Raw genomic sequence first — 23,724 nt, forward strand, 5'->3', positions numbered from 1 at the left:
TTAGTTCAAAATTCAGATAATTGGCTTAATTTATGCATAAGTAGAGTTCTTGGCACCACACAAAAATACAGGATATTAATATATTTTACTAATATCCTGTATCTTGCATAATTAAATATTTATTGCAATTTTATTCAAATATCATTAGAGAAAGTCGTACTATTTTCCGTAATATTTCATAACTTTTTGTACATAATCTCTCGTTTCATAAGGTAACCTTGAAATACCTGAAACACTGCTAACACCCCTAGACTGCAAAGTGCCGGGACCCGCATTGTATGCAGCTAGTGCAAGTTCCTTGTTATTTCCATACATATTAAGCATTTCTTTTAAGTATTTGGTACCTCCATCTACATTCTGATCTATGTTATATGGGTCATTGACCCCAAGTTCACTAGCAGTACCTGGCATAAGCTGCATAAGTCCTTCAGCTCCTGCACCAGACGTAGAATTTGGATTAAAATCAGATTCTTGCTTTATAACTGCCTTTATTAAATTAGCATCAACTCCATATTTTCTTGAAGCATTTGCAATTGCCTGATCAATACTTGCAGATCCACTCTGTATGTCACTTTTTACACTATTATAAACAGTATTTAACCTTTGTCCTGCCCCATATCCTAGTTTACTAAGATCTTCTTGTCCCAAGTTTAATTTAGACAAGTCAATATTTCCACTGCTGTCTGATAATGCTTTAGTTAAGCTTTCCATTACAAGTTGAAAGGAATCAGAATCTCCAAAGGCTTGTTTTAATATTTGAGTCATCATCTCATATTGTAATACTTTTTGAAGATTTGTATTTTGATTCTCATTACTTACGTTATTTACACTCATTTTTTCACCTGCTTAAAAACATAATCTACTCATTTTCATCGTGTTAATATGTGATAACTTTATAGCTATTCAATTAACTTTAAAGGAAAATATGGTATAATCTTCATAAAACACTTTATTGTACTGACTTTTACTAAGTACAAGCACTTTATATTCGTCTTTTTCAAAGGGAATAAATGTATAGTAATTTTTTTTACTATAGTTTTGAACTAAATTCCAATCCCCTTTCTCCATTATATAAAATTCATATAGTACGTCTTTACCTCCTTCACTATGAGCTGTAAATATAACTGATTTATTACATAGAAAATCTGCATTGTCACAGGTTATTCTCGTATTTGTTACAGGTAGTGCTTCATTTACTTTAATTGTAACTTCTTTTTTGCAATCAAATTCTCTGGTTCCTTTAACATTCTTTGCAAGTATATCCACCTTATATCTACCACTGTATTTTGGCGTAAACACATAGGTCTTTTCTCTCACAAAATCCGTCTCTTCCACCTGGTGATTATTTATACTAAGCACATACTTCATAAGCACATTTGTAGTATTTTGAACTATACAATTTATAGAAATTTTATCTCCTACTAAATAATACTCCCTTAATGGATACAGCACATAATCAATTGCAGCAGGTATATAACTTAGAACCGTTATATTTATTATGGAATGACAGTCATATTCTCTCTTTGAATATTTATCTTTTACTCTAACTTCCAGCTCATAATTTCCTTCTTTTTTAGGAATAAATTTCATGTGTTTATTTTTACAATAATTTATTTTATATAACTCTGCTGCCTTTTCCCTTATTATAAATGAGTATCTAAGGTCTACTCCTCCCGATGCTTCTACCTCTACATTAATATTTTCATTTATTAACACATGATCATTTTTATCCATTAAAACTTTTTCAATTTTAACAGGTTCATCACTTCTCTCATCTATAACATAATTTAAATGTTCCATAGCCTCATAACTTCCCTGAAAGGATTTATCCTTCACCATTAAAGTTATCTTGTAATCTCCTGGCGCCTTACTTTCCCAAACATAACTATTAGAATGAGTATATCCAGAATCCTCGCTGGATTTTCCATAAATTATATACCTGTATAAAACATCTTTTCCACCTATAGTTTCCGCCTTTAAAGTTACTTTTGTTCCACATAATTGTGGATAATTTATATCTGTAATAAAATTTTTTATATAAATTTTACTGTACTTTTTAACTTCAAAATTAAGCATAGCCCTATCGTCAAATTTATTTTGGGAGTACATATCTTTTACCATACACAAGAGCTTGTACTCACCGCTATTATGTTCCACATAACTTACTGTCCTCTTGGTAGAATAATTTTGTATACACTGTACCTGTCCATTAGAACTTATTTTAAAAAATTTATAAAGTATAGTTCTATCTGCATCATACTGTGCATCTACTTGAAAAGTAAGTTCAGAATCTACTAAAATTTCTCCAGTCAGGCACTTAAAATCTATTATCTTAATTTCTTTTAGAGGAAACACCTGAAATTCTTCAATTTTAAAGTCATCGTATTTGTTTTTTGAATCTACATTTTTACATTCTACTAGAATTTGACACTTTCCATCACTTTTAACTGTCCAGGAAAGCGTATTTTCAGCACAATAGTCTTTTATCATTTCCCATTCATCTTTTATCTTTATCCAGTATCTAAACATAAGAGGCATTTTAGATGTACTAACTGTTATATTTAATTTATCCCCTAATTTCAATTTCTTCTTATCCATATGTACAGCAGTTATTAGTTTTTCCTCTACTTTTCCTATTACATAGTCCATCCTAGATACATAATCAAAACTTTTACTTCCATTTACCTTTTTAGCTTGTACCATTAATATATACTTTCCTTCATTCTTCGGAATCCACTCTACATTCTCACTTTCTGTAAAATCTTTTAACACACTCCAGGTTCCATTGCATCCAATCATATACTTATAAACAAGTTTTTCCTTTAAGTTATTATATATATTTATAATGATTTTTGATTTTTGCTTCTGTGGACTTTCTAGATTACAGCTTATAGCAAGTTCATTCATCTACATCATCCCCCATGTAAAATAATATTCCTAGGCATTAATTCCCATAAATTTATTATACTATAGTTCCATATTTTGTAATAGTATTTTTTGTATATTTCCATTACAATTTAGCAATAGGTGTCTACGTTGAAATATTCCAGTATATCACAATATTGAGACTTAGCTAAAACCAAAAATACTCCCTTTAAAAATAAACTATTTTAAAAGGAGTATCCTATTTTCATTTGTAAAAATTATCTACACTAATTAGCCTTACACCTGGATATTAATTTAAGTAAATTTTTTTCAAGTCTCTCATCATCTTGTTTTGTCCTTTTCTTAGGGCTGAAAGTTTTTCCTCCTGACCTTCTTATTTTTGAAGATATATGTCTTTCAAAAAGAAGTTGATCCATATTATTATCATCATATATATACCCTTTAGGATTTATGGCATAGGCCTTTTTGCCTAGGGTCATGGCTGCTACTCCATAATCCTGACTTATAACTATATCTCCACTTTCAACTTTATTTATAAGGACCATATCCACACTTTGAAATCCACCATCTACATACTTAATAGTACTATAATTGCTATTTAAAACATGATTTATATCGCAGTACATTATAACTTCCACATTATTTTCTCTAGCAACCTTTTCTATTATAGATTTTCCAGGACAGGCATCTGCATCTACTAATATTTTCATCTAATTCACAACGTATAATTTTACGTATTTTCTCCTTTACTATTGATTTCTTTTTTGTCCCATCTTTCCGAAGGTAATCTTTAGCAAAAGCATAAGTCCTCCAAGACACCCACCTGACAATAAAGAAATGCCAATAATTTTAAAAACTGATCCTAAATTTTTATCCTGCAGGTTAATAAAATATAAAACAAAAAATATAAGTGTAAATATTACAAATCTTTTTATAAAATACTTTTTCAAATAACTTCCCCCTACACCTATAAAAATATATTACAACACTTCCTATTATATATTATATTTACACATTTAACAGATAATTTATAAAAATACTTCTAGGGTTTCTAAGCAAGAATAAATTTATACTCCAAATATTCAGTATAATTTCAAAAAAACATGATCGCAAAGCAATAAGCCTTACGATCTTTTCTTTTTCATCAATTTAAAATGATTTGATATCAAATCAAAACTTAATTTCCTTAGGTGCGTCTGTGAAAGATGATATAGTAGCTGTGGCATCCTTGAGGTAAAAAACTTGACAGTTGCCATCATCAGCTTTATACATTTTCTGGAGTGATGGGTATGCATCCAACATATGCTGTCTTGCTTCTACTCTATCATCCTCAACAGCAACAGCTTCCACTCGAATCCATTTACCATCTGCCATACCACAGATTTCAATTTTCGGATTTGCCTTCATTTGTTTTGATACATTTTTGACCTTGCCGGTTTGAATATAAAGTTTATTCTCAAAAATATCCGCCGTGCCAAAAGGACGAACTCTCGGCTGATTACCTTCAACAGTTGCCAAATAATATGTTTCGCATTTTTTCAAGAACTTACAAACTTCTTCCATAAATACTTCCTCCACTCCTTTTAGTGATTGACTTTCAATCCACTTTTCTATATCATTAAATCATAGTACGATATAATATTCAAGTACAATTTTTTAATATAGTAAGTATCAAATAGATACTAAAGGAGGAATTTATGCAAGAGGATTTATTTGGAATTTGTCCATATGTGACGGCACAAAAATTGCTTACAGGAAAATGGACATTGCTCATTATGTACCACTTAAGCGTAAAAACAATGCGCTTTAATGAACTCCAAAGAACGCTTCCCAATTTGACACAGGCTACCCTGACAAAGCAGTTACGCATGATGGAAAAGAACGGCCTAATTATCAGAACAGTATACAACCAAATACCACCAAAGGTAGAGTATTCACTCAGTGAGTTGGGCGATCATTTTAAACCCGTTTTGGATGCACTCCAGATATGGGGAAACGAATATATTGATTATCTTAAAAGCAATAGCTATTAATGTTCAACATTTTAACCATAAATTTAATAATAAAGGCCGCTTTCTGAAGTTTTTCCAGTCATTTTTCAAAACTTGAATTTAAAAAATCTCAAGCACTTCTATTTTAAAAATTGGGTGGAAAAACTTAGTTATAGGTTTTCTAATTGAAATTTGCTATTATATGAAGTCCACCTTCAAACTAGAAACCCTATATCTGTTTTTCAAGTTCTAATTTCATATTTTCATAACCAGGTTTTCCAAGGAGTGCAAACATATTTTTCTTGTATTTTTCAACACCAGGTTGATCAAAAGGGTTTATTCCCATAAGATAGCCGCTTACAGCACATGACTTTTCAAAAAAATATACCATATGTCCAAAATAATACGCTGTTAATTCAGGTACATTTAATACTATACAAGGTACATTTCCATCACTATGAGCTAAAACTGCACCTCTAAAGGCTTGCTGGTTTACAAAATTCATAGTTTTTCCTGCAATAAAATTCAATCCATCAAGGTTTCCTTCATCTGACTTTATTGTAACCTCTTTTCTTGGCTTCTCGACATTTATAAAAGTTTCAATTAAACTTCTAAATCCATCTTGTATATATTGTCCCATAGAATGAAGATCTGTTGAAAAGTCTACTGCTGCTGGAAATATTCCTCTATTATCTTTTCCCTCACTCTCTCCATACAGTTGTTTCCACCATTCTCCAAAATAATGCAAACATGGTTCAAAATTAGCTAATATTTCTATAGATTTACCCTTTCTTTGCAAAATATTTCTCACTGCTGCGTATTTATAGGCATCATTTTTATCTAACTTTGGATTTCCATATGCAATAACTGCATCTGCAGCACCTTGCATTAATTGATCTATATTAATGCCAGCTACAGCTATTGGAAGCATACCTACTGCTGTAAGTACAGAAAATCTTCCTCCAACATCATCTGGAATTACAAAGGTTTCATATCCTTCCATATCTGCCAGAGACTTTAGTGCACCTTTTTTCTTATCAGTTGTAGCAAATATTCTCTCTTTTGCTCCCTCACGTCCATATTTATTTTCAAGTAATTCTCTAAGCATTCTAAATGCTATTGCAGGTTCTGTTGTAGTACCTGATTTGGATATTACATCAACAGATATGTCTTTTCCCTCTATAATTTCCATAAAGTCTGCCATATAAGTTGAACTTATGTTATTTCCCAGATAATATATTGCAGGGCCACCTCTTTTTTCTCTAGGCAAATTGTTATAGAAAGTATGGCTTAACATTTCTATAGCTGCTCTAGCTCCCAGGTAAGATCCGCCTATTCCTACAACTACAAGGACATCAGAATTGTCTCTAATTTTTTTTGCACATTTTTTTATTTTCTCAAACTCTTCTCTATCATAATTTAGAGGCAAACCAATCCATCCTGTAAATTCACCACCTATTCCTGTTTTCTTATGGAGCATTTCATGAGCCTGATTTATAAAAGGCTCCAAGGCTTCTATCTCATAATTTTTTAAATAATTCTCACATTTACTCAAATCCAAGTTTAAACATCCTTTAAACATATTTTACCTCCATAATTATATATCTATAAAATAGTTTATACTAAAAAACTTAAAAAATTAATAAATTTGCTTTTTATTTTTACTTTTTATCTTTTAATATATTAATTTTTCTGATTACATTATTTATTAATCTATTGCATATTAAAAGTGTATCACAACCATATACTGTTATGATACACTCTTAAATACACTTTTATAATATCCTTTACAATTTATGTGCAATTTTATTTAATTCTGATGACATAGAACTTAATTCTTGTATACTCGCCGTAATTTCTTCTGTAGCAGAAGCTTGTTCTTGACTTTCTGCTAGAGAACCCTGGCTTTTTTCACGAGTTTCATCAACTTTCTGTTTGATGCTATCGGTTAATTTCTTAATTTGTGGAACTGTATCTTTTGATTGTTTAGATAATTTTCTTATCTGCTGTGCAACAACTTCAAAGCCTTTTCCGCTTTCTCCTGCTCTAGCTGACTCTATGGCAGCATTCAAGCCAAGCATATTTGTTTCATCAGCAATATTTTTTATAAATACTGATACTTTATTAATTTCTTCGGACAAATTTATTACTTCCTTAATACCGTTATTAAGATCCATTTCATTTGAGTGTATGTTTGTTGCAGATACAGATAACTGTTCAATTGCAGAAGCGATTCCAGAAATACCACTTTCAAGATTAGCAGACATATCTCTTAGATCACCTGCAACCTTTTTTGGAATCACTATTCCTAATGTGGCCACAATTTCATTTGAATTTTCTTCATCGAACAATGGTAAACATGTAACTAAAGTAGGGACTCCATACTTTGAACTATCAAGTTCTAGTGTAACTTGCTTTTTCTTATCTATAACCTCTTTTGCAATGTCGCCTTCTACTAATTTATATCCTACAGTTACAGTAGGCATATCAAACTGTTTTGAGGCTTGTCTGTATGCTACTTTGTATAAATCAGTCATATAGATAAAAACTCCTTCTGGAAACATTTCAGATAAAACAGGCGCAAAATTATTAAAGGATCTTGCTACAGGATGAAGCCTAGGGAATACAATTGAAAGTGCTCCAACAACTTTTCCACTTTCATCAACTAAAGGTTCTGCAACTGTCTTTAATCTTACCCCATAAAGGGATCTTGGAACATTTTCCATCAATGTTCTATTTTCTTTCATTGCCCTACCTACTACACTGTTTGAATTTAATTTATCACCAATCTTAAACATATCCAAATCAAATTGTTTTGATGCTTTTCTCCATGTAAATGTCTCTCCTTCAATAATTAAATATAACACTCCACCAGGTATCATTTCTAATTGCAATTCTAATATAGCTTTTAACTGTTCCAGCATGTTTATAGAAATCATAATAAATCCCTTCCTTTATGAAATATTTGTAAATCTATAGCTTAATTTAAGTTATAATTGTTTATTTTGTCGTAATTTAAATAATAATATATTTTCAGTATATTATAAAAATTCAATTGTATCAATTAGTAATGTGCCTTATTAATGCTTAATTTGTTTTGCCTCTCTAGTCAAATTTTTCCATATATAAAAATAAAGTGCTGCAAAACTACTTTAAAAAGTATTTCTACAGCACTCCATTTTTACTAATATTAAATTTAAATATATATGTTTTATTCCCATTCAATAGTAGCAGGTGGTTTAGAAGTTACATCGTAAACTATTCTGTTTACTCCTTTAACTTCATTAACTATCCTTCTACTTACTTTATCCAAAACATCATAAGGTATTCTTGCCCAATCTGAAGTCATGGCATCACTGGATACTACAGCCCTCAGTGCAACTGTGTAGCAGTATGTTCTTTCATCGCCCATTACTCCAACAGAACGTATATTAGGAAGGCAAGCAAAATACTGCCATATCTTTTCATCCAGTCCTGCATTTGCTATTTCTTCTCTAAATATAGCATCTGCCTCTCTTGTTATTGTAAGTTTTTCTTCAGTAATTTCTCCAAGTACTCTTATAGCAAGACCAGGTCCTGGGAAAGGCTGTCTCCAAACCAATTTATGAGGTATTCCAAGCTTTTCTCCCACAGCTCTAACTTCATCTTTAAACAACTCTCTAAGAGGTTCTATAAGCTTAAAATCCATGTCTTCTGGAAGTCCGCCTACATTATGATGGCTCTTTATAGTTGCAGAGGTTCCAAGACCACTCTCAACTACATCCGGGTATATAGTACCTTGAACTAAGAAACTTATATCTCCTAGTTTTTTAGCTTCTTCTTCAAATACCCTTATAAACTCTTCTCCTATTATCTTTCTCTTCTTCTCAGGGTCCGATACACCTTTTAATTTTCCTAAAAACCTATCTTTGGCATTTACTCTTATAAAATTCATATCAAATTGCTTTTTAAATACATGTTCTACCTGATCACCTTCGTCTTTTCTCAAAAGACCATGGTCTACAAATATACAGGTAAGCTGCTTTCCTACAGCCTTATGTACAAGTACTGCTGCCACAGAAGAATCAACTCCACCGGACATGGCACATATTACTTTCTTATTTCCTACTTTTTCCCTTATTAACTTTATCTTTTCATCTGCAAAGGAAGACATAGACCAATCTCCCTTTAAATTACATACCTTAAATAAAAAGTTAGAAAGCATTTCTCTTCCAAAAGGTGTGTGTTCAACTTCAGGATGGAATTGAACTCCATATATTTTTTTATCAGTGTTTTCTATTGCTGCAACAGGACATCCATTGGTCTTTGCTATTACTTTAAATCCTTTTGGAGGTTCTGATACAACATCTGTATGACTCATCCATGAGATTTGATTTTTATCTATATTAGAAAATAAAGCACTATCTGTATCAAGTTCTATCTTTGTCTTTCCGTATTCCCTTACTTCTGCACTTTTAACTTTTCCACCCAATATATTGCATATAAGTTGATGTCCATAGCATATACCTAAAATAGGTACTCCCAATTTAAATATCTCTTCACTTATTCTAGGAGCATTTTCACCATATACGCTATTTGGTCCACCTGTAAATATTATTCCATTAGGACTTTTTTCCTTTATCTTATCTATAGAGCAAGTATAGGGAAGTATTTCGCAGTATACATTATTTTCTCTAACTCTTCTTGCTATGAGTTGATTATATTGTCCGCCAAAATCAACTACAACGACCATCTCTTTTTCCATGAACTTCCTCCTAACCAATTATAGAAAATCATTTTATATTAAACATTACAAATACAATTATATTATAAAAACTTCTATTGGACTACAATTTTTACTGTCTAACACTGTAATTTGGAGCTTCTTTAGTCATGGAAATATCATGTGGATGACTTTCTCTAAGTCCTGCTGAAGATTGAACTACAAAAGTAGCTTTTTCATACAAATCCTTTAAAGTAGGTGATCCTAAATACCCCATTCCTGAGCGTATTCCTCCTAAAAGTTGGAATACAGTATCTGCTACAGATCCTTTATAAGGAACCCTGCCTTCTACACCTTCTGGAACTAATTTTTTATTTCCTTCCTGAAAGTATCTATCTTTACTACCACAAGCCATAGCACTTAGAGATCCCATTCCTCTGTAAACTTTATAACTTCTTCCCTTATATATTTCAGTTTCACCTGGTGCTTCCTCACATCCTGCAAACATTGATCCCATCATAACTACTTTTGCTCCAGCAGCTAGTGCCTTTACTATATCTCCTGAATATTTTATTCCTCCATCTGCAATAGCTGGTATACCGTATTTATTAGCTTCTTCTACACAGTCCATTACTGCAGTAAGCTGTGGGACTCCTACTCCTGATATTACTCTAGTAGTACATATGGATCCAGGTCCAATACCTACTTTTATTGCGTCTGCACCAGCCTCAATTAAATCTCTAGCAGCTTCTGCTGTTGCAATATTTCCTGCAATAACCTGTACTTCTGGATATTTTTCTTTTATAATTTTTACTGCATCCAAAACTCCTTTAGAGTGTCCATGAGCTGTATCAACATTTAAAACATCAACTCCAACTTTCACAAGGGCACTTACTCTCTCCATCATATCTTTGGTAACTCCTACAGAAGCACCGCATAAAAGCCTTCCTCTAGAATCTTTAGCGCTGTTTGGGAATCTCTTTACTTTTTCTATATCTTTTATGGTTATAAGCCCTCTTAAATTATTATCCTTATCTACTAAAGGTAACTTTTCTATTTTACTTGTTTTTAATATTTCTTTAGCTTCTTCTATAGTAGTATCTTCTGGAGCTGTTATTAGTTTTTCTCTTGTCATAACCTCGGAAATCTTCTTATCATAATTCGTTTCAAATACTATATCTCTATTAGTAATTATACCAACTAATTTTCCATCTACAGTTATAGGTACTCCAGATATTCTATATTTACTCATAAGACTCATAGCATCATTTATGCTGTTATCTGGTGAAAGGTAGAAAGGATCTGTTATTACTCCATTCTCCTGTCTTTTTACCTTATCCACTTCCATAGCCTGTTCTTCTATAGTCATATTTTTGTGTATTATACCTATGCCGCCTTCTCTTGCCATGGCAATAGCCATTTTTGAATCAGTAACGGTATCCATTCCTGCACTCATAAGAGGTATGTTTAATTTTATAGTCTTAGTTAGATTAGTAGCTAGAGAAACTTCCCTAGGTAAAACCTCTGATTTGTTTGGTACTAAAAGTACATCATCGAAAGTATATGCTTCTTTTAAAATTTTTGCCAATTAAAATCACTCCTAAATTATAATAATATGTTATTAACTAATTGTTTTTGATATAATTTAATAAAAAAGCCATATTAAATTCACATATATGCGAAATTAGTATGACTTGTACCATAATAATTCCGCTCATAGTCAGAAATTTACGGCTTCCGGTAGATACTCCCTGCCTTATTGAGGGTATATATGAGCTGGATAAAAGATATTCACTTTTTACAAATTTTAATGAATTTCTATCTATTTTAATAACTATTTACACTATTTTATTCAATTTTTTTGTTTTTGTCAATGAAAAGTTACTAATATGTTTAAAATGAGCCTAAATAGCATCTAATTATCCTATTTATTGAAAATATAGTAAAAATCAGTATTAATATAATAACTGACACAATATGAATCAGGATAAATTATAGATTCCCCTTTAGATATCCTATATATACATTAAAATAGCTTTCTAATTATAATACCATAATAAAGCTTAAACCCCGCATTAAAGTAATACGGGGTTGTAAACTTTTTCTTATATTTACTTTTGAATTAGTACATTCCTTCCATTCCGCCCATTCCTGGTGCTCCTGCTGCTGGACCTGCAGGTGCTTTTTCTGGAATATCTGCAACTGCTGCTTCTGTAGTTAAGAATGTAGCTGCTACGGATGCTGCATTTTGAAGTGCTGATCTTGTAACCTTAGTTGGGTCTACTATACCCTTTTCTACCATGTTTACATATTCGCCTTTTAATGCATCGTATCCAACACCAATTTCACTATTTCTAACTTTTTGGATTATTACTGAACCTTCAACACCAGCATTGCTTGCTATTTGTCTAACTGGTTCTTCCAATGCTTTTCTTATTATGTCTATACCAACTTTTACATCCGGTACATCTGAAGTTAATTTTTCAACTTCTGGAATTGCATTTATATAAGCAGTTCCGCCTCCTGGTCCCATACCTTCTTCAACACCTGCTTTTGTAGCTGCTAAAGCATCTTCTATTCTTAATTTTTTCTCTTTTAATTCAGTTTCAGTTGCTGCTCCAACTTTTACTACAGCTACTCCACCTGCAAGTTTTGCAAGTCTTTCTTGAAGTTTTTCTTTATCAAAATCTGAAGTAGTTTCTTCTATTTGAACCTTAATCTGGGATACTCTATCTGCTATAGCTTTCTTATCTCCTCGTCCATTTACTATAGTAGTATTTTCTTTATCTATCTTTACAGATTCAGCTCTTCCTAAATCCTCTAATTCAGCTTCTTTTAAGTCTCTTCCCAATTCTTCTGATATTACCTGTCCTCCAGTAAGTATTGCTATATCCTGAAGCATTTCTTTTCTTCTGTCACCAAATCCAGGTGCCTTTACTGCTACACAAGTAAATGTTCCTCTTAACTTATTTACAACTAAAGTTGCAAGTGCTTCTCCTTCTACATCTTCAGCTATTATAAGTAACTTCTTTCCTTGTTGAACTATTTTCTCAAGTAATGGTAATATATCTTGAATATTTGATATCTTCTTGTCTGTTATTAATATATATGGATCTTCTATTGCAGCTTCCATTTTTTCTGAATCAGTAACCATATATGGACTTAAATAACCTCTGTCAAACTGCATACCTTCAACTACATCTAACTCAGTTCCCATAGTTTTTGACTCTTCAACAGTTATGACACCTTCGTTACCTACCTTTTCCATGGCATCAGCTATTAATTTACCTATTTCTTCATCAGAAGCTGATATAGCTGCAATTCTTGCTATATCTTCTTTTCCCTTTACAGTTGTTGAAACTTTTTTTATTTCTTCTACAGCTTTATCTACAGCCATCTTTATACCTTGTCTTATAAGCATTGGATTTGCTCCAGCTGTAACATTTTTTAATCCTTCTCTTATTATTGCTTGAGCAAGTAAAGTAGCTGTAGTTGTTCCATCTCCAGCTACATCATTTGTCTTTGTAGCAACTTCTTTTACAAGTTGTGCTCCCATGTTTTCATATGGATCTTCTAATTCTATTTCCTTTGCTATTGTAACACCGTCATTTGTAATAAGCGGTGAACCAAATTTCTTATCAAGTACTACATTTCTTCCCTTAGGTCCAAGTGTAACCTTTACTGCATTTGCTAGCTTATTTACACCTTCTTGCATTGATTTTCTTGCATCTTCACCAAATAAAATACTTTTTGCCATAAAAAACCCTCCTTACAACTAACCGTTATATAGATACTTATTTTTCTTTTTCAATTAACTACTCGATTATAGCTAATATGTCGTCCTGTTTTAAAATAGTGTACTCTTGTGCATCTATTTTTACTTCATTTCCAGCATATTTGGAGAATAATACCTTATCTCCTACTTTTACTTCCATTTTAACTTCTTTTCCATCTACTGTTCCACCAATTCCTACTGCCACAACTTCTGCTTCTTGTGGTTTTTCTTTAGCACTTCCTGGTAAAACAATACCGCTCTTCGTAGTTTCCTCAGCTTCTAATTTTTTAATTACAACTCTGTCTCCAAGTGGTCTAATTTTCATCTAAACCCCTCCTTAAAAATATTTTAAATGTATTTAAAATTAATTTTTAGCTTTTATTGTTAGCACTCATTAATTATGAGTGCTAATACAATTATTATAATAGTGAATAGTATTTATATTTTCAAATTTAAATTTACCAGTTATTAGCCTATTTTACAGTAAAAATATTGATTATACTTTAATTATATAGTTATTTCGCCTTATTACTATTAATTTCATATATATCTTAATATGTAAATTGTTTATATGTAAAGCCATACCTATTATTATCTTCCAATTAGGCTTTATATATACAAAATATTTAAAATTTATTAAAAAAGCGATAAACAATCCAATTAAAGTTGTTTATCGCTTTCTGAAGTTCTATTTTTTGTTATCTTAACTATTATCTTTTCGCCTTTTAACACGCCTATTATAAATAAAAGTGTCATTATGATTCCTATTAATATAAGCACCATTTTATTTCCAGTATATATTTTTGATCCAAAATAAGCTGAAATAATTACTCCAGGCAACCTTCCTAAAGTTGAATAAAGTATAAAGTGTTTAAACCTAATGTTTGATATTCCACATATATAAGCCAGAACATCTTTAGGTATTCCTGGAATCAAATATAATAGAAACACTATAAAGTTTATACTGCCTAAATTCAATATTCTATGAAAAAACTTTAAATCCTTGTCAGATATTATTTTGTTTATAAGCGGTTTCCCATAAATTCTCGATATACTATAGGCTGCTATGCTGCCAAAAGTTATGCCCAAGATTGATATGATACTTCCAAACAACGTTCCATATATATATCCTCCTGCAATTTGGACAATCTCCCCTGGTATAAAAAAAGCAACTACCTGCAAAAATTGGACAAATAAAAATACTACTACCCCATATTTGCCATAGGACATAATCCAATTCTTTATTTTATTTGGATCTCTAAATATATACATATATTTATTGTAATATTCATATGCAACTGCAATTAATATAAACAATATAATTGCTAACACTATATAAGATTTATATTTTTTTAAAGTTCTTTTTAATCTTTTCAATCCATACCACCTAATTTAATGTAATTAATATTAATTATGTTCAATTCATTTTGTTATATACTTTAAATCTTACCACAGTTTTTTGTATAATTTATTAAATTTTAATTAACCATATGTTATTCTAACTTAAGAATCAACTTATGCGTAGGTATATTTTTAAGTTAATAATTAAGAATGAATAGTAAAAGTTGATTTTTTGCTTAGAAACCCTATAGTTTATCTTTCAAGATCTACATCTCTAAATTTTTCAAGTTTTTCATTAGAAAGCACGGATTTTTTATCAGATTGTTTACTAAATTTAATCAATTGGCCTCTAGCTTTCATAGAAGAAATCATAGTAGCCGGTCCTCCAATACATCCACCTTCACACATCATTCCCTCTATCTTTACAAATATCTTGATTTATATGAGCCCTTCCATCTACCTTTGATATTGCTTTTGCCGGACATACTTCCATACATTTGTGTTGGATGCATCCCCTGCAAGCCTCTGTCACACGATATTTATATATAGGAATAATATTTTAAACTAAAAAAGGGATTCTCCCTTTTTTAGCCCATGGAGAGTCCCTTTTATTTTTAAACCTGCGAGCTATTATCTATTCTATTTGCGGTTTACATGTAATAGTTCGTGGTTTTTACCTTTTAACAATCCTGAATACAGTGATTTCATAAGCGGATTGTCAGCTGTACGTTTTATAGTGCTCATTTTATCTGATTGATATATTCCAGCACTACGTTTTAGCTTTCCTTCAAGTTTTTCAAATGGTTGTCCACCACCAGAAATGCATCCACCTGGACATGCCATAACTTCAACGAAATCATATTTTGATTCACCAGATTGTATTTTCTGTATAAGATTTTCTGCATTTCTAAGACCGCTTACTATTGCTATTTTTATTTCACGATCACCAACAGTAATGCTAGCTTCTTTAGTACCTTCCATGCCCCTAACACCATTAAACACAATTGCACGTAATGCAGCATTTGATTTATCAGCTAAAACTTTACGTATAACAGCCTCTGTAACACCACCTGTTACTCCAAATATAACTCCAGCTCCACTGCTAAGATCAAATGGCATATCAACTGCTTCAGGCTCTAATTCAGGAAATACAATTCCTGCTTGTCTTATCATACTTATAAGCTCCTGTGTAGTTATTACATAATCTACATCAGGTACACCATTTTTTGAAAATTCTTCTCGTTTTGCTTCATATTTTTTAGCTGTACAAGGCATAACTGCTACAACTACAATTTTTTTATCACTATTTTTATAGTACTCCTTAAGTACAGAAGCAAACATTTCCATAGGTGATTTGCAAGTAGAAACATATTTCATTAACTCTGGATGTGTATTCTCTACATAATTTACCCATGCAGAACAACAGGATGTAAACAATGGTAAACTTTCATTTTTTTCAAGTCTTGAAGTAAATTCTGCTGTTTCTTCCAAAACTGTAAGATCTGCTGCCGTTGAAGTATCAAAAACTTCATCAAATCCCATTCTTCTAAGTGCAGCTACTATTTTACCCATTTCGTTTTCGCCGTTTTCCTCACCTAATTCCTCATTAAGACCAACTCTTACAGCGGGCGCAATTTGAGCTACAACCTTTGTATTCTTATCACTAAGTGCTTCCCATAATTCAGCTGTATCATCCTTTACTACAATAGCACCAGTAGGGCATACTGCCGCACATTGACCACATCCAACACAATTCGAATTTGCTATAGGTTCATCAAATGCAGTAGTTACAGTCATATTAGAACCTCTTTTAACAAAATCAATAGCTCCAACATTTTGTACTTCTTCACACACTCTTACACAGTCACCGCATAAGATACATTTACTCCTATTTCTTACAATGCATACTGATGAATTATCAATTTTTTTATTTATAGAAGTATTTTTAAATCTTACTTTCTTTATTTTAAAACGCTTTGCTAAATCTTGTAGTTTGCAATGCTCATTTTTTTCACAAGTTGTACAATCTCTGCAATGATTTGCGAGTAACAACTCAAGAATGTTTTTTCTGTATTTTCTAAGTCTTGGAGTATTTGTATATATTTCTATACCAGCTTGAGGAGGAGTAGAACATGCAGCTTGCATACGGCCGCGTTTATCTTCAACCATGCACATACGGCATGCACCATAAACTGAAAGCTCCGAATGATAGCAAAATGTAGGTAAATCAATGCCAGCTTTTCTAATTAGTTCAAGAATATTTTTTTCACCATTTATCTCTACAGGAATATTATCTATAATCATAAATTGTCCACTCATTCTATTAATCCTCCTTTACAGCTTTAAATGCACAAGTATCAACACAGGTTCCACATTTTATACATTTATTTTGATCAATTGTAAATGGCTTCTTGATTGTTCCTGAAATTGCTCCGACAGGACAAGCTCTTGAACATTTTGAGCATCCTTTACAAATTGTCTTATCTATATATATTGTTCTAAGCTTAGTACATGTTTTTGATGGGCATTTTTTATCAACTATGTGAGTTTCATATTCATCACGGAAATTCTTAATAGTACTAACAACTGGTGATGGAGCCGATTTCCCAAGTCCGCATAGTGCTGTTGAAGATATAGTATCTGCTAGCTCTAATAACATATCTATGTCTTCTATTTTACCTTTGCCTTCAACTATGCCCTCAAGGATTTCAAGCATTCTCTTAGTTCCTTCACGGCAAGGAACACATTTTCCACAGGATTCATTTCGTGTAAAGTTCATGAAAAATTTTGCAGTATCAACCATACATGTATCTTCATCCATAACTACAAGTCCGCCAGAACCTATCATGGCTCCTACTTTTTTAAGTGAATCAAAATCCAGTGGCAAATCAAGATCTTTACTTGTAAGACATCCGCCAGATGGCCCTCCTATTTGTACAGCCTTAAATTTTTTACCGTTTCTTATTCCTCCACCAATATCAAATATTACTTCTCTTAGGGTTGTACCCATTGGTACTTCAATTAATCCTGTATTTTCAATATTTCCTGTTAAAGCAAAGGCTTTTGTACCAGGACTGTTTTCAGGTCCAATGTTTCTATACCAGTCTGCTCCTTTAGCAATAATTACAGGTACATTTGCAAAAGTTTCAACGTTATTAAGTACTGTTGGCTTACCAAAGAGTCCATGTTCAACAGTTCTTGGAGGTTTTACTCTTGGCATACCTCTTTTTCCTTCAATAGAAGCTGTAAGGGCACTTCCTTCACCACAGACAAAAGCACCTGCTCCTTTATTAATTTTAATATCAAAGTTAAAACCTGTTCCAAGAATATTTTTACCCAAAAGTCCGTATTCTTTTGCTTGTGCAATTGCATTAGAAAGTCTCTCTACAGCAAGAGGATATTCTGCACGAACATAAATATATCCCTCTTGTGCACCACAAGCAACACCTGCAATCATCATTCCTTCAAGTACTCTATGAGGATCTCCTTCCATTACGCTTCTATCCATGAATGCACCTGGATCCCCTTCGTCACCATTACATACAATATATTTCATATCTGTCTTTTGACGTTTTACTTGAGTCCATTTACGGCCAGTAGGAAATCCACCGCCTCCACGTCCTCTTAAATTTGATTCATCTATTTGCTTAATAACTTCATCCGAATCCATGTCAAATAATGCTTTTTCAAATGAGGAATATCCTCCTAAGGCAATACATTCTTTTATTGAAGTTGCATCAATGTGACCACAGTGCTCAAGGGCAACTCTTGTTTGTTTTTTATAAAAAGGAATTTCCTGCTGCTTCCTATATATTTGTCCATCTTTTTTATATGCAAGTCGTTCAACACATTCATCATTAAGTATAGTTTTATCTAAAATTTCTAAACAGTCATCCGGTTTTACTTGTATATACAAGTATCCGAAAGGTTCAACTCTTACAAGAGGTCCCATCTCACAAAATCCATGGCATCCACTTTTCTTAAGTCCAACTGATTTATCATGCGACTCTTTTTCAAGTTCTACTGTACAATTTATTCCTTTTTCTTTCATCAATCTTAAAAATTCATCATAAATTTTTAATGAACCACCTGCAACACATCCAGTACCACCACATATGAGAATTTTCTTACTTTGCATTTCAAGGCTATTTTTATAAATTTTTCTAGCATTAATCAAATCATTTCTACTACTAAACATGCTATTTTTCCTCCTTAAGTGAGTTTAAAAGTTCCATTGCTTTATCAGGAGTCATAGAACCATGTACCTTGTCATTAATTGTGATAGCAGGGGCTAGTCCGCAAGCGCCAAGACAAGAAACCGTTTCCAAAGAAAACATTAAATCATCAGTTGTAGTTTTAGTATCTGAAAGCTTTAATTCCTTTCTTAGTATATTCAATATAGGTATAGATCCTCTTACATGGCAAGCAGTACCATTACATACTTTTATTACGTATTTACCTTTAGGTTCTAAAGAAAAATTTTCATAAAAGGTTGCTATACCATATATCTTCGCTTTGCTAACTCCAAGATTTTTTGAAAGATACGGAAATATCTCCTTAGGTAAATACCTGTATATTCCTTGGATGTCCTGCAATATTGCAATAATATTGCTAGATTTAAATTCATGATTTTTCAATATAGTATCTAACTTACTGTAATCAAATGACTTATTCATTGTACACCCTCCTTATGATAAATATTATTGTTGTGACTTTCGGAAAGGCATAAATATAAATTTTTAATTAAATTCTATCAACATTTCTACGCATTGCAAAAGCTTTATTTGAATATTATAGTAATTCTTCTTAAGCTATTTCTTTAAATACTGCCAGCTTAATCTTTATTATTTTATTTATAATAAATAAAATAATAAAATAAACCATAGCATACATCTCAATAGAGCTTAATGTAGATAAAATTATTCCTTTTATTTTTGAATTTTCAATTTTATAAATTGTTGGCAGGCTTCATTTTTTAGTTCGATTATTAAAAATTAATTTATCATTATGAAATTAATTTTTAATGCAGTAGGTAATATATCTTTTAGTAAATCATTATAGTAATCAATGCAACGTTTACTTTCAAAATTTAAAAATGTTGATATGTTTTAAAATGTTCATCTGCAAAGGCAACATTTATTCAATATCCTTCTTAGCCTGAATTACTTCATACCTAATAATTGTTATAAATTCTTAATATGAAGAACCTCTTACTTTTTCATCCAAAAGGATATTGTAACTTTACCTAAAAGATTAACCTTTGTATTTTTCACTATGTAATTAACTATCTTGTGTTATTAAAGAAACATATTCCTTTAGCACCAAATACTCTAATCTTAAGTGAATTTCAAAATTTGTTATCTTATGTTTTCCTTTGTCACATTTTATAATTTGTTTGTTTAATTATAACACTTTTAGATATAAAATGTAACTACTTTTCATTTTTTATGAACAATATAATACTTTCCTTATATATCAGTTGTTTGCAAGGGCATGGTTTTTTTAACAAATTTAAACAGCCTATTTTAAAAAATAGTACAGTTTTAAAATTATTACTTTTATTACATTTATTATAATTTGATGCTATTTTCTCTAGCATAATAAAATAAATACTGCTGAGCAAATCCTGACAACTTGCCAAATTTGCTTATTCCAAAATCCCTTATCTTTTTTAGTGATACATCTGGTGCCAAATAAAAATAATTCATAGCTCTCTTAACCCATACATCTACAGGAAATGCAGAATATTTCTGCATAGAGAAAAGCATAATGCAATCTGATACTTTAGGCCCTATACCCATAAATTTTTGAAGTTCTTTATGGCATACCTCATCCTCTTGATCTTTAATCCAATTAATATCATATTTTTCATCGTAATTTTCTTTAATTTTAGTTCCATTATAATAAATCTTTGATACAGTATCTTTAATATATTTATTTCTAAAGCCAGTTCCACAAGAAGCAAGTTCTTCTAAAGTAGCTTCCTTTAATTTATCTATTTTAGGAAAACTATAATAAATTTTATCTTTATATTCTAAAGGCTCTCCCCATTTTTTACTTATATTTTTTATAGCCCTCTGTATCATTGGGATTCTATTATTAGCAGATATTATAAAAGAAACTATCAATTCAAAGGGATCCTGCTTTAATAATCTAATTCCTTCTCCAAATTCTATAGCTTTCTTTAAAACAGGATCTTTACTAAGTATATTTTTTATTTCATTGTAGTCCCTATACAAATCAAAATAATCTGCCCAAATTTTCTTAAAATCCTGCTGCGATGTGTTATATAAAATCACATCCTCTCCCTTTTTTTCTACCTCTATTACTTTTCCAAAACTCACACCTATATAGTTGCCATTTTCTTCTCTATGCCATCTAAAACACTGCCCACATTCAAATATATGGGCTAATTCAAAATTTCGAACATTTTTTATTATAATCCCATTTTCAAAATCCTCTACATAATTAAAATCCATATTATACTTCCTTTTCTCCGTAAAATTTTTACCAAAATCGTATACTTATTTCTGATAGTATACCATTTTATTAAGATAATTTTCAATCAATATTAAAAAAGCTGTACCAGAAATCTGATACAGCTTCTTTATTCAATATATGATTATTTTTTCAGATATTCATCTATAGCCTTAGCAGCTTTTTTACCTGCACCCATCGCAAGTATTACAGTAGCAGCACCTGTTACTGCATCTCCACCTGCATATATTCCTTCTCTTGTAGTAAGTCCAGTCTCTTCTTCTGCTATTAAGCATTTACGCTTATTCATTTCAAGTCCTTTTGTTGTAGTTGATATAAGTGGATTTGGTGAAGTACCAAGGGCCATAATTACAGTATCTACATCTAAATCAAATTCTGAGCCCTTTATTGCAACTGGTTTTCTTCTTCCAGATGCATCTGGTTCTCCAAGTTCCATCTTAATACAGCGTATTCCATTAACCCAACCTTTTTCATCTCCTAATATTTCTACAGGATTAGTTAAAAGATTGAACTTTATTCCTTCCTCTTTTGCATGGTGTACTTCCTCTGCTCTTGCTGGAAGTTCTGCTTCGGATCTTCTGTATACTATGTATACTTCTGCTCCAAGTCTTAGAGCTGTCCTTGCAGAGTCCATAGCTACGTTTCCGCCTCCTACTACAGCTACTTTCTTACCAGCTTTTATAGGAGTTGCATAATCATCCCTATATGCTTTCATTAAATTACTTCTTGTTAAGAATTCATTTGCAGAGAATACTCCATTTAAGTTTTCTCCAGGTATTCCCATAAACCTTGGTAGTCCTGCTCCTGAACCTATAAATACAGCATCAAATTTTTCTTTTTCTACTAGTTCATCTATAGTAACAGTTCTTCCTATTATTACATCTGTCTCTATTTTTACTCCTAATTTCTTTACATTTTCAACTTCATGTTTTACTACAGTATCCTTTGGAAGTCTGAACTCTGGAATACCATATACAAGTACTCCTCCTGCTTCATGAAGTGCTTCAAATATAGTAACGTCATATCCAAGCTTTGCTAAATCTCCTGCACAAGTAAGTCCTGAAGGACCACTTCCTATAACAGCTACTTTTTTGCCGTTTTTAGGTAAAGTCTTAGATAAATCGATATTATTCTTTCTTGACCAATCTGCTACAAATCTTTCCAGCTTACCTATAGCAACAGCATCACCTTTTTTGCCAAGTACACATTTTCCTTCACACTGAGTTTCCTGAGGACATACTCTTCCACATACAGCAGGAAGTGCACTTGATTCTGCTATTATTTTAGCAGCTTCTTCAAAGTTTCTATTTTTTACCTGTTCAACAAACTTAGGTATAGTTATTGTAACAGGGCACTGAGTAACACACATAGGCTTTTTACAATTCAAGCATCTTGAAGCTTCTTTTACAGCTTCTTCTTCAGTGTATCCCAAGCAAACTTCATCAAAATTAGTAGCTCTAACTTTAGGATCCTGTTCCTTTATAGGTACTCTTTTCATCCTAGCAGCTTTATCTTCATTGTGACACTCACAGCCTTTTCTATCAAAAGTGTCTCCTTCTTCTTCTTTCAGAAGTTTCTTTCCTTCTTCAGTTTTATACATAGCCTGTCTTCTCATAGCTTCGTCAAAATTTACAAGATGACCATCAAATTCAGGACCATCTACACAGGCAAATTTTAATTCTCCACCTACAGTAACCCTACAAGCTCCGCACATTCCAGTTCCATCTACCATTATAGTATTTAAACTTACTATTGTTTTAATTCCGTATTGTTTCGTAACTTGAGTTATAAACTTCATCATTATCATAGGCCCTATGGCAACTACACAATCGTACTCTTTATCTTTCTTGTCAATAAGCTCTTTTAAAAGATCCGTAACAAATCCTTTATATCCATAACTTCCATCATCCGTTGCTATATATAAATTCCCACAAATTGGTTTTAATTCATCTTCAAATAATAGATAATCTTTTGATTTACATCCAACTATAACATCTGCCTCTACCCCATGCTGATGAAGCCACTTTACCTGTGGATAAACTGGTGCAGTACCTACACCACCTGCTACAAACATTATATTTTTCTTCTTAAGTTCTTTAAGATCCATCTCTACAAGTTCTGAGCAATGTCCAAGTGGTCCAACAAAATCTTCAAAATATTCTCCCACTTCATATTTAGCCATTTTTTTAGTTGAAGCTCCTAATGTCTGAAATACAATAGTAACAGTTCCTTTTCCTGCATCATAATCACAGATAGTAAGAGGTATTCTTTCCCCTTTATCATCCATTTTGACTATGATAAATTGTCCTGGTAAACAGGACTTGGCAACTCTTGGTGCCTCAATATCCATTAAGAATATGTTTGGTGATAACTCTTTTTTGTTAACAATCTTGTACATACTTTTGTGCCATTTTTTCTAGTACATAAATCATAAGATCTATGGCTATTTCCCTTTTCATAGTGTTCGATTTTGCTAGTTAGCTACTTTCGTTTGGTCTTTCACTCCAAGGGCGTAAATTCGGATGAAATTC

The 23,724-nt window shown here is 31.8% G+C and carries 18 protein-coding genes, 1 pseudogene and 1 riboswitch; of the genes and pseudogenes, 1 reads left to right on the plus strand and 18 read right to left on the minus strand.

The genetic code is table 11. The features are described from left to right. Window positions 1-159: 159 nt before the first annotated feature. The 5 genes from CLAU_RS07540 to CLAU_RS07560 form a co-directional block, all read right to left on the minus strand. Window positions 160-834 (minus strand): lytic transglycosylase domain-containing protein, encoded by a 675-nt coding sequence (locus CLAU_RS07540; protein ID WP_013240310.1) that lies wholly within the window; start codon window positions 832-834, stop codon window positions 160-162. Window positions 835-903: 69 nt separating this feature from the next. Beyond that, window positions 904-2,907: a triple tyrosine motif-containing protein gene (locus tag CLAU_RS07545; RefSeq protein ID WP_023162299.1), complete on the minus strand. Its 2,004-nt coding sequence runs from the start codon at window positions 2,905-2,907 to the stop codon at window positions 904-906. A gap of 245 nt (window positions 2,908-3,152) precedes the next feature. Next, complete coding sequence (locus CLAU_RS07550) at window positions 3,153-3,596, minus strand: YaiI/YqxD family protein (protein WP_023162300.1); 444 nt, start codon at window positions 3,594-3,596, stop codon at window positions 3,153-3,155. Between the two features lie 39 nt (window positions 3,597-3,635). Then, entirely contained in the window at window positions 3,636-3,836 is a 201-nt protein-coding gene (locus CLAU_RS07555; RefSeq protein WP_013240314.1) for a hypothetical protein, read from the minus strand. A 220-nt stretch (window positions 3,837-4,056) separates the two neighbouring features. Beyond that, entirely contained in the window at window positions 4,057-4,449 is a 393-nt protein-coding gene (locus CLAU_RS07560) for a pyridoxamine 5'-phosphate oxidase family protein (protein ID WP_023162301.1), read from the minus strand. 134 nt (window positions 4,450-4,583) lie between these two features. Between CLAU_RS07560 and CLAU_RS07565 the strand changes: the two genes are divergently transcribed. Then, window positions 4,584-4,919 carry a winged helix-turn-helix transcriptional regulator gene (locus CLAU_RS07565; protein ID WP_023162302.1) on the plus strand — a complete coding sequence of 112 codons (336 nt, stop codon included), beginning with the start codon at window positions 4,584-4,586 and terminating at the stop codon, window positions 4,917-4,919. 187 nt (window positions 4,920-5,106) lie between these two features. Here CLAU_RS07565 and CLAU_RS07570 read toward each other — a convergent pair whose 3' ends face one another. The 13 genes and pseudogenes from CLAU_RS07570 to CLAU_RS07625 form a co-directional block, all read right to left on the minus strand. After that, entirely contained in the window at window positions 5,107-6,459 is a 1,353-nt protein-coding gene (locus CLAU_RS07570) for a glucose-6-phosphate isomerase (RefSeq protein ID WP_023162303.1), read from the minus strand. Window positions 6,460-6,664: 205 nt separating this feature from the next. Beyond that, complete coding sequence (locus tag CLAU_RS07575; protein WP_023162304.1) at window positions 6,665-7,816, minus strand: methyl-accepting chemotaxis protein; 1,152 nt, start codon at window positions 7,814-7,816, stop codon at window positions 6,665-6,667. 272 nt (window positions 7,817-8,088) lie between these two features. Next, window positions 8,089-9,621, minus strand: coding sequence for a glutamine-hydrolyzing GMP synthase (gene guaA / locus CLAU_RS07580; RefSeq protein WP_023162305.1), 1,533 nt, complete (start codon window positions 9,619-9,621; stop codon window positions 8,089-8,091). 91 nt (window positions 9,622-9,712) lie between these two features. Continuing rightward, window positions 9,713-11,167 (minus strand): IMP dehydrogenase, encoded by a 1,455-nt coding sequence (gene guaB / locus CLAU_RS07585; RefSeq protein ID WP_023162306.1) that lies wholly within the window; start codon window positions 11,165-11,167, stop codon window positions 9,713-9,715. A 109-nt stretch (window positions 11,168-11,276) separates the two neighbouring features. Further along, window positions 11,277-11,374, minus strand: a riboswitch (purine riboswitch). 327 nt (window positions 11,375-11,701) lie between these two features. Next, the gene (groL, locus tag CLAU_RS07590) at window positions 11,702-13,336 is read right to left on the minus strand and encodes a chaperonin GroEL (RefSeq protein WP_023162307.1); all 1,635 of its coding nucleotides are present in this window, start codon (window positions 13,334-13,336) and stop codon (window positions 11,702-11,704) included. Between the two features lie 58 nt (window positions 13,337-13,394). Next, window positions 13,395-13,679 carry a co-chaperone GroES gene (gene groES / locus CLAU_RS07595; protein WP_013240324.1) on the minus strand — a complete coding sequence of 95 codons (285 nt, stop codon included), beginning with the start codon at window positions 13,677-13,679 and terminating at the stop codon, window positions 13,395-13,397. A gap of 335 nt (window positions 13,680-14,014) precedes the next feature. Further along, window positions 14,015-14,731: a TVP38/TMEM64 family protein gene (locus CLAU_RS07600; RefSeq protein WP_023162308.1), complete on the minus strand. Its 717-nt coding sequence runs from the start codon at window positions 14,729-14,731 to the stop codon at window positions 14,015-14,017. Between the two features lie 216 nt (window positions 14,732-14,947). Next, window positions 14,948-15,115, minus strand: a pseudogene (locus CLAU_RS21130) (4Fe-4S dicluster domain-containing protein); the annotation flags it as partial. 219 nt (window positions 15,116-15,334) lie between these two features. Beyond that, window positions 15,335-17,014, minus strand: a complete 1,680-nt coding sequence (locus CLAU_RS07605; RefSeq protein WP_023162310.1) for a [FeFe] hydrogenase, group A — start codon at window positions 17,012-17,014, stop codon at window positions 15,335-15,337. A gap of 4 nt (window positions 17,015-17,018) precedes the next feature. Further along, a complete protein-coding gene (gene nuoF, locus CLAU_RS07610) occupies window positions 17,019-18,893 on the minus strand; it encodes an NADH-quinone oxidoreductase subunit NuoF (protein WP_023162311.1) in 1,875 nt (624 codons plus the stop codon). A gap of 1 nt (window position 18,894) precedes the next feature. After that, window positions 18,895-19,371 (minus strand): NADH-quinone oxidoreductase subunit NuoE family protein, encoded by a 477-nt coding sequence (locus CLAU_RS07615; protein ID WP_023162312.1) that lies wholly within the window; start codon window positions 19,369-19,371, stop codon window positions 18,895-18,897. Window positions 19,372-20,265: 894 nt separating this feature from the next. Beyond that, window positions 20,266-21,174 (minus strand): DNA-3-methyladenine glycosylase family protein, encoded by a 909-nt coding sequence (locus tag CLAU_RS07620; RefSeq protein ID WP_023162313.1) that lies wholly within the window; start codon window positions 21,172-21,174, stop codon window positions 20,266-20,268. Between the two features lie 143 nt (window positions 21,175-21,317). After that, window positions 21,318-23,591, minus strand: coding sequence for a bifunctional dihydroorotate dehydrogenase B NAD binding subunit/NADPH-dependent glutamate synthase (locus tag CLAU_RS07625; RefSeq protein WP_023162314.1), 2,274 nt, complete (start codon window positions 23,589-23,591; stop codon window positions 21,318-21,320). Between the last annotated feature and the right edge of the window lie 133 nt (window positions 23,592-23,724).

Origin of the sequence: Clostridium autoethanogenum DSM 10061, assembly GCF_001484725.1 — a bacterium.
GTDB classification, from domain to species: domain Bacteria; phylum Bacillota; class Clostridia; order Clostridiales; family Clostridiaceae; genus Clostridium_B; species Clostridium_B ljungdahlii.

What these genes read in the sequence shown, in the direction of transcription:
- CLAU_RS07570 (WP_023162303.1), bottom strand. Translation starts at nt 6,459, where the DNA reads ATGTTTAAAGGATGTTTAAACTTGGATTTGAGTAAATGTGAGAATTAT.
- nuoF (WP_023162311.1), bottom strand. Translation starts at nt 18,893, where the DNA reads ATGTTTAGTAGTAGAAATGATTTGATTAATGCTAGAAAAATTTATAAA.
- CLAU_RS07540 (WP_013240310.1), bottom strand. Translation starts at nt 834, where the DNA reads ATGAGTGTAAATAACGTAAGTAATGAGAATCAAAATACAAATCTTCAA.
- CLAU_RS07575 (WP_023162304.1), bottom strand. Translation starts at nt 7,816, where the DNA reads ATGATTTCTATAAACATGCTGGAACAGTTAAAAGCTATATTAGAATTG.
- CLAU_RS07625 (WP_023162314.1), bottom strand. Translation starts at nt 23,591, where the DNA reads ATGTACAAGATTGTTAACAAAAAAGAGTTATCACCAAACATATTCTTA.
- CLAU_RS07550 (WP_023162300.1), bottom strand. Translation starts at nt 3,596, where the DNA reads ATGAAAATATTAGTAGATGCAGATGCCTGTCCTGGAAAATCTATAATA.
- CLAU_RS07620 (WP_023162313.1), bottom strand. Translation starts at nt 21,174, where the DNA reads ATGGATTTTAATTATGTAGAGGATTTTGAAAATGGGATTATAATAAAA.
- CLAU_RS07560 (WP_023162301.1), bottom strand. Translation starts at nt 4,449, where the DNA reads ATGGAAGAAGTTTGTAAGTTCTTGAAAAAATGCGAAACATATTATTTG.
- guaA (WP_023162305.1), bottom strand. Translation starts at nt 9,621, where the DNA reads ATGGAAAAAGAGATGGTCGTTGTAGTTGATTTTGGCGGACAATATAAT.
- CLAU_RS07565 (WP_023162302.1), top strand. Translation starts at nt 4,584, where the DNA reads ATGCAAGAGGATTTATTTGGAATTTGTCCATATGTGACGGCACAAAAA.
- CLAU_RS07615 (WP_023162312.1), bottom strand. Translation starts at nt 19,371, where the DNA reads ATGAATAAGTCATTTGATTACAGTAAGTTAGATACTATATTGAAAAAT.
- CLAU_RS07605 (WP_023162310.1), bottom strand. Translation starts at nt 17,014, where the DNA reads ATGAGTGGACAATTTATGATTATAGATAATATTCCTGTAGAGATAAAT.
- CLAU_RS07545 (WP_023162299.1), bottom strand. Translation starts at nt 2,907, where the DNA reads ATGAATGAACTTGCTATAAGCTGTAATCTAGAAAGTCCACAGAAGCAA.
- groES (WP_013240324.1), bottom strand. Translation starts at nt 13,679, where the DNA reads ATGAAAATTAGACCACTTGGAGACAGAGTTGTAATTAAAAAATTAGAA.
- groL (WP_023162307.1), bottom strand. Translation starts at nt 13,336, where the DNA reads ATGGCAAAAAGTATTTTATTTGGTGAAGATGCAAGAAAATCAATGCAA.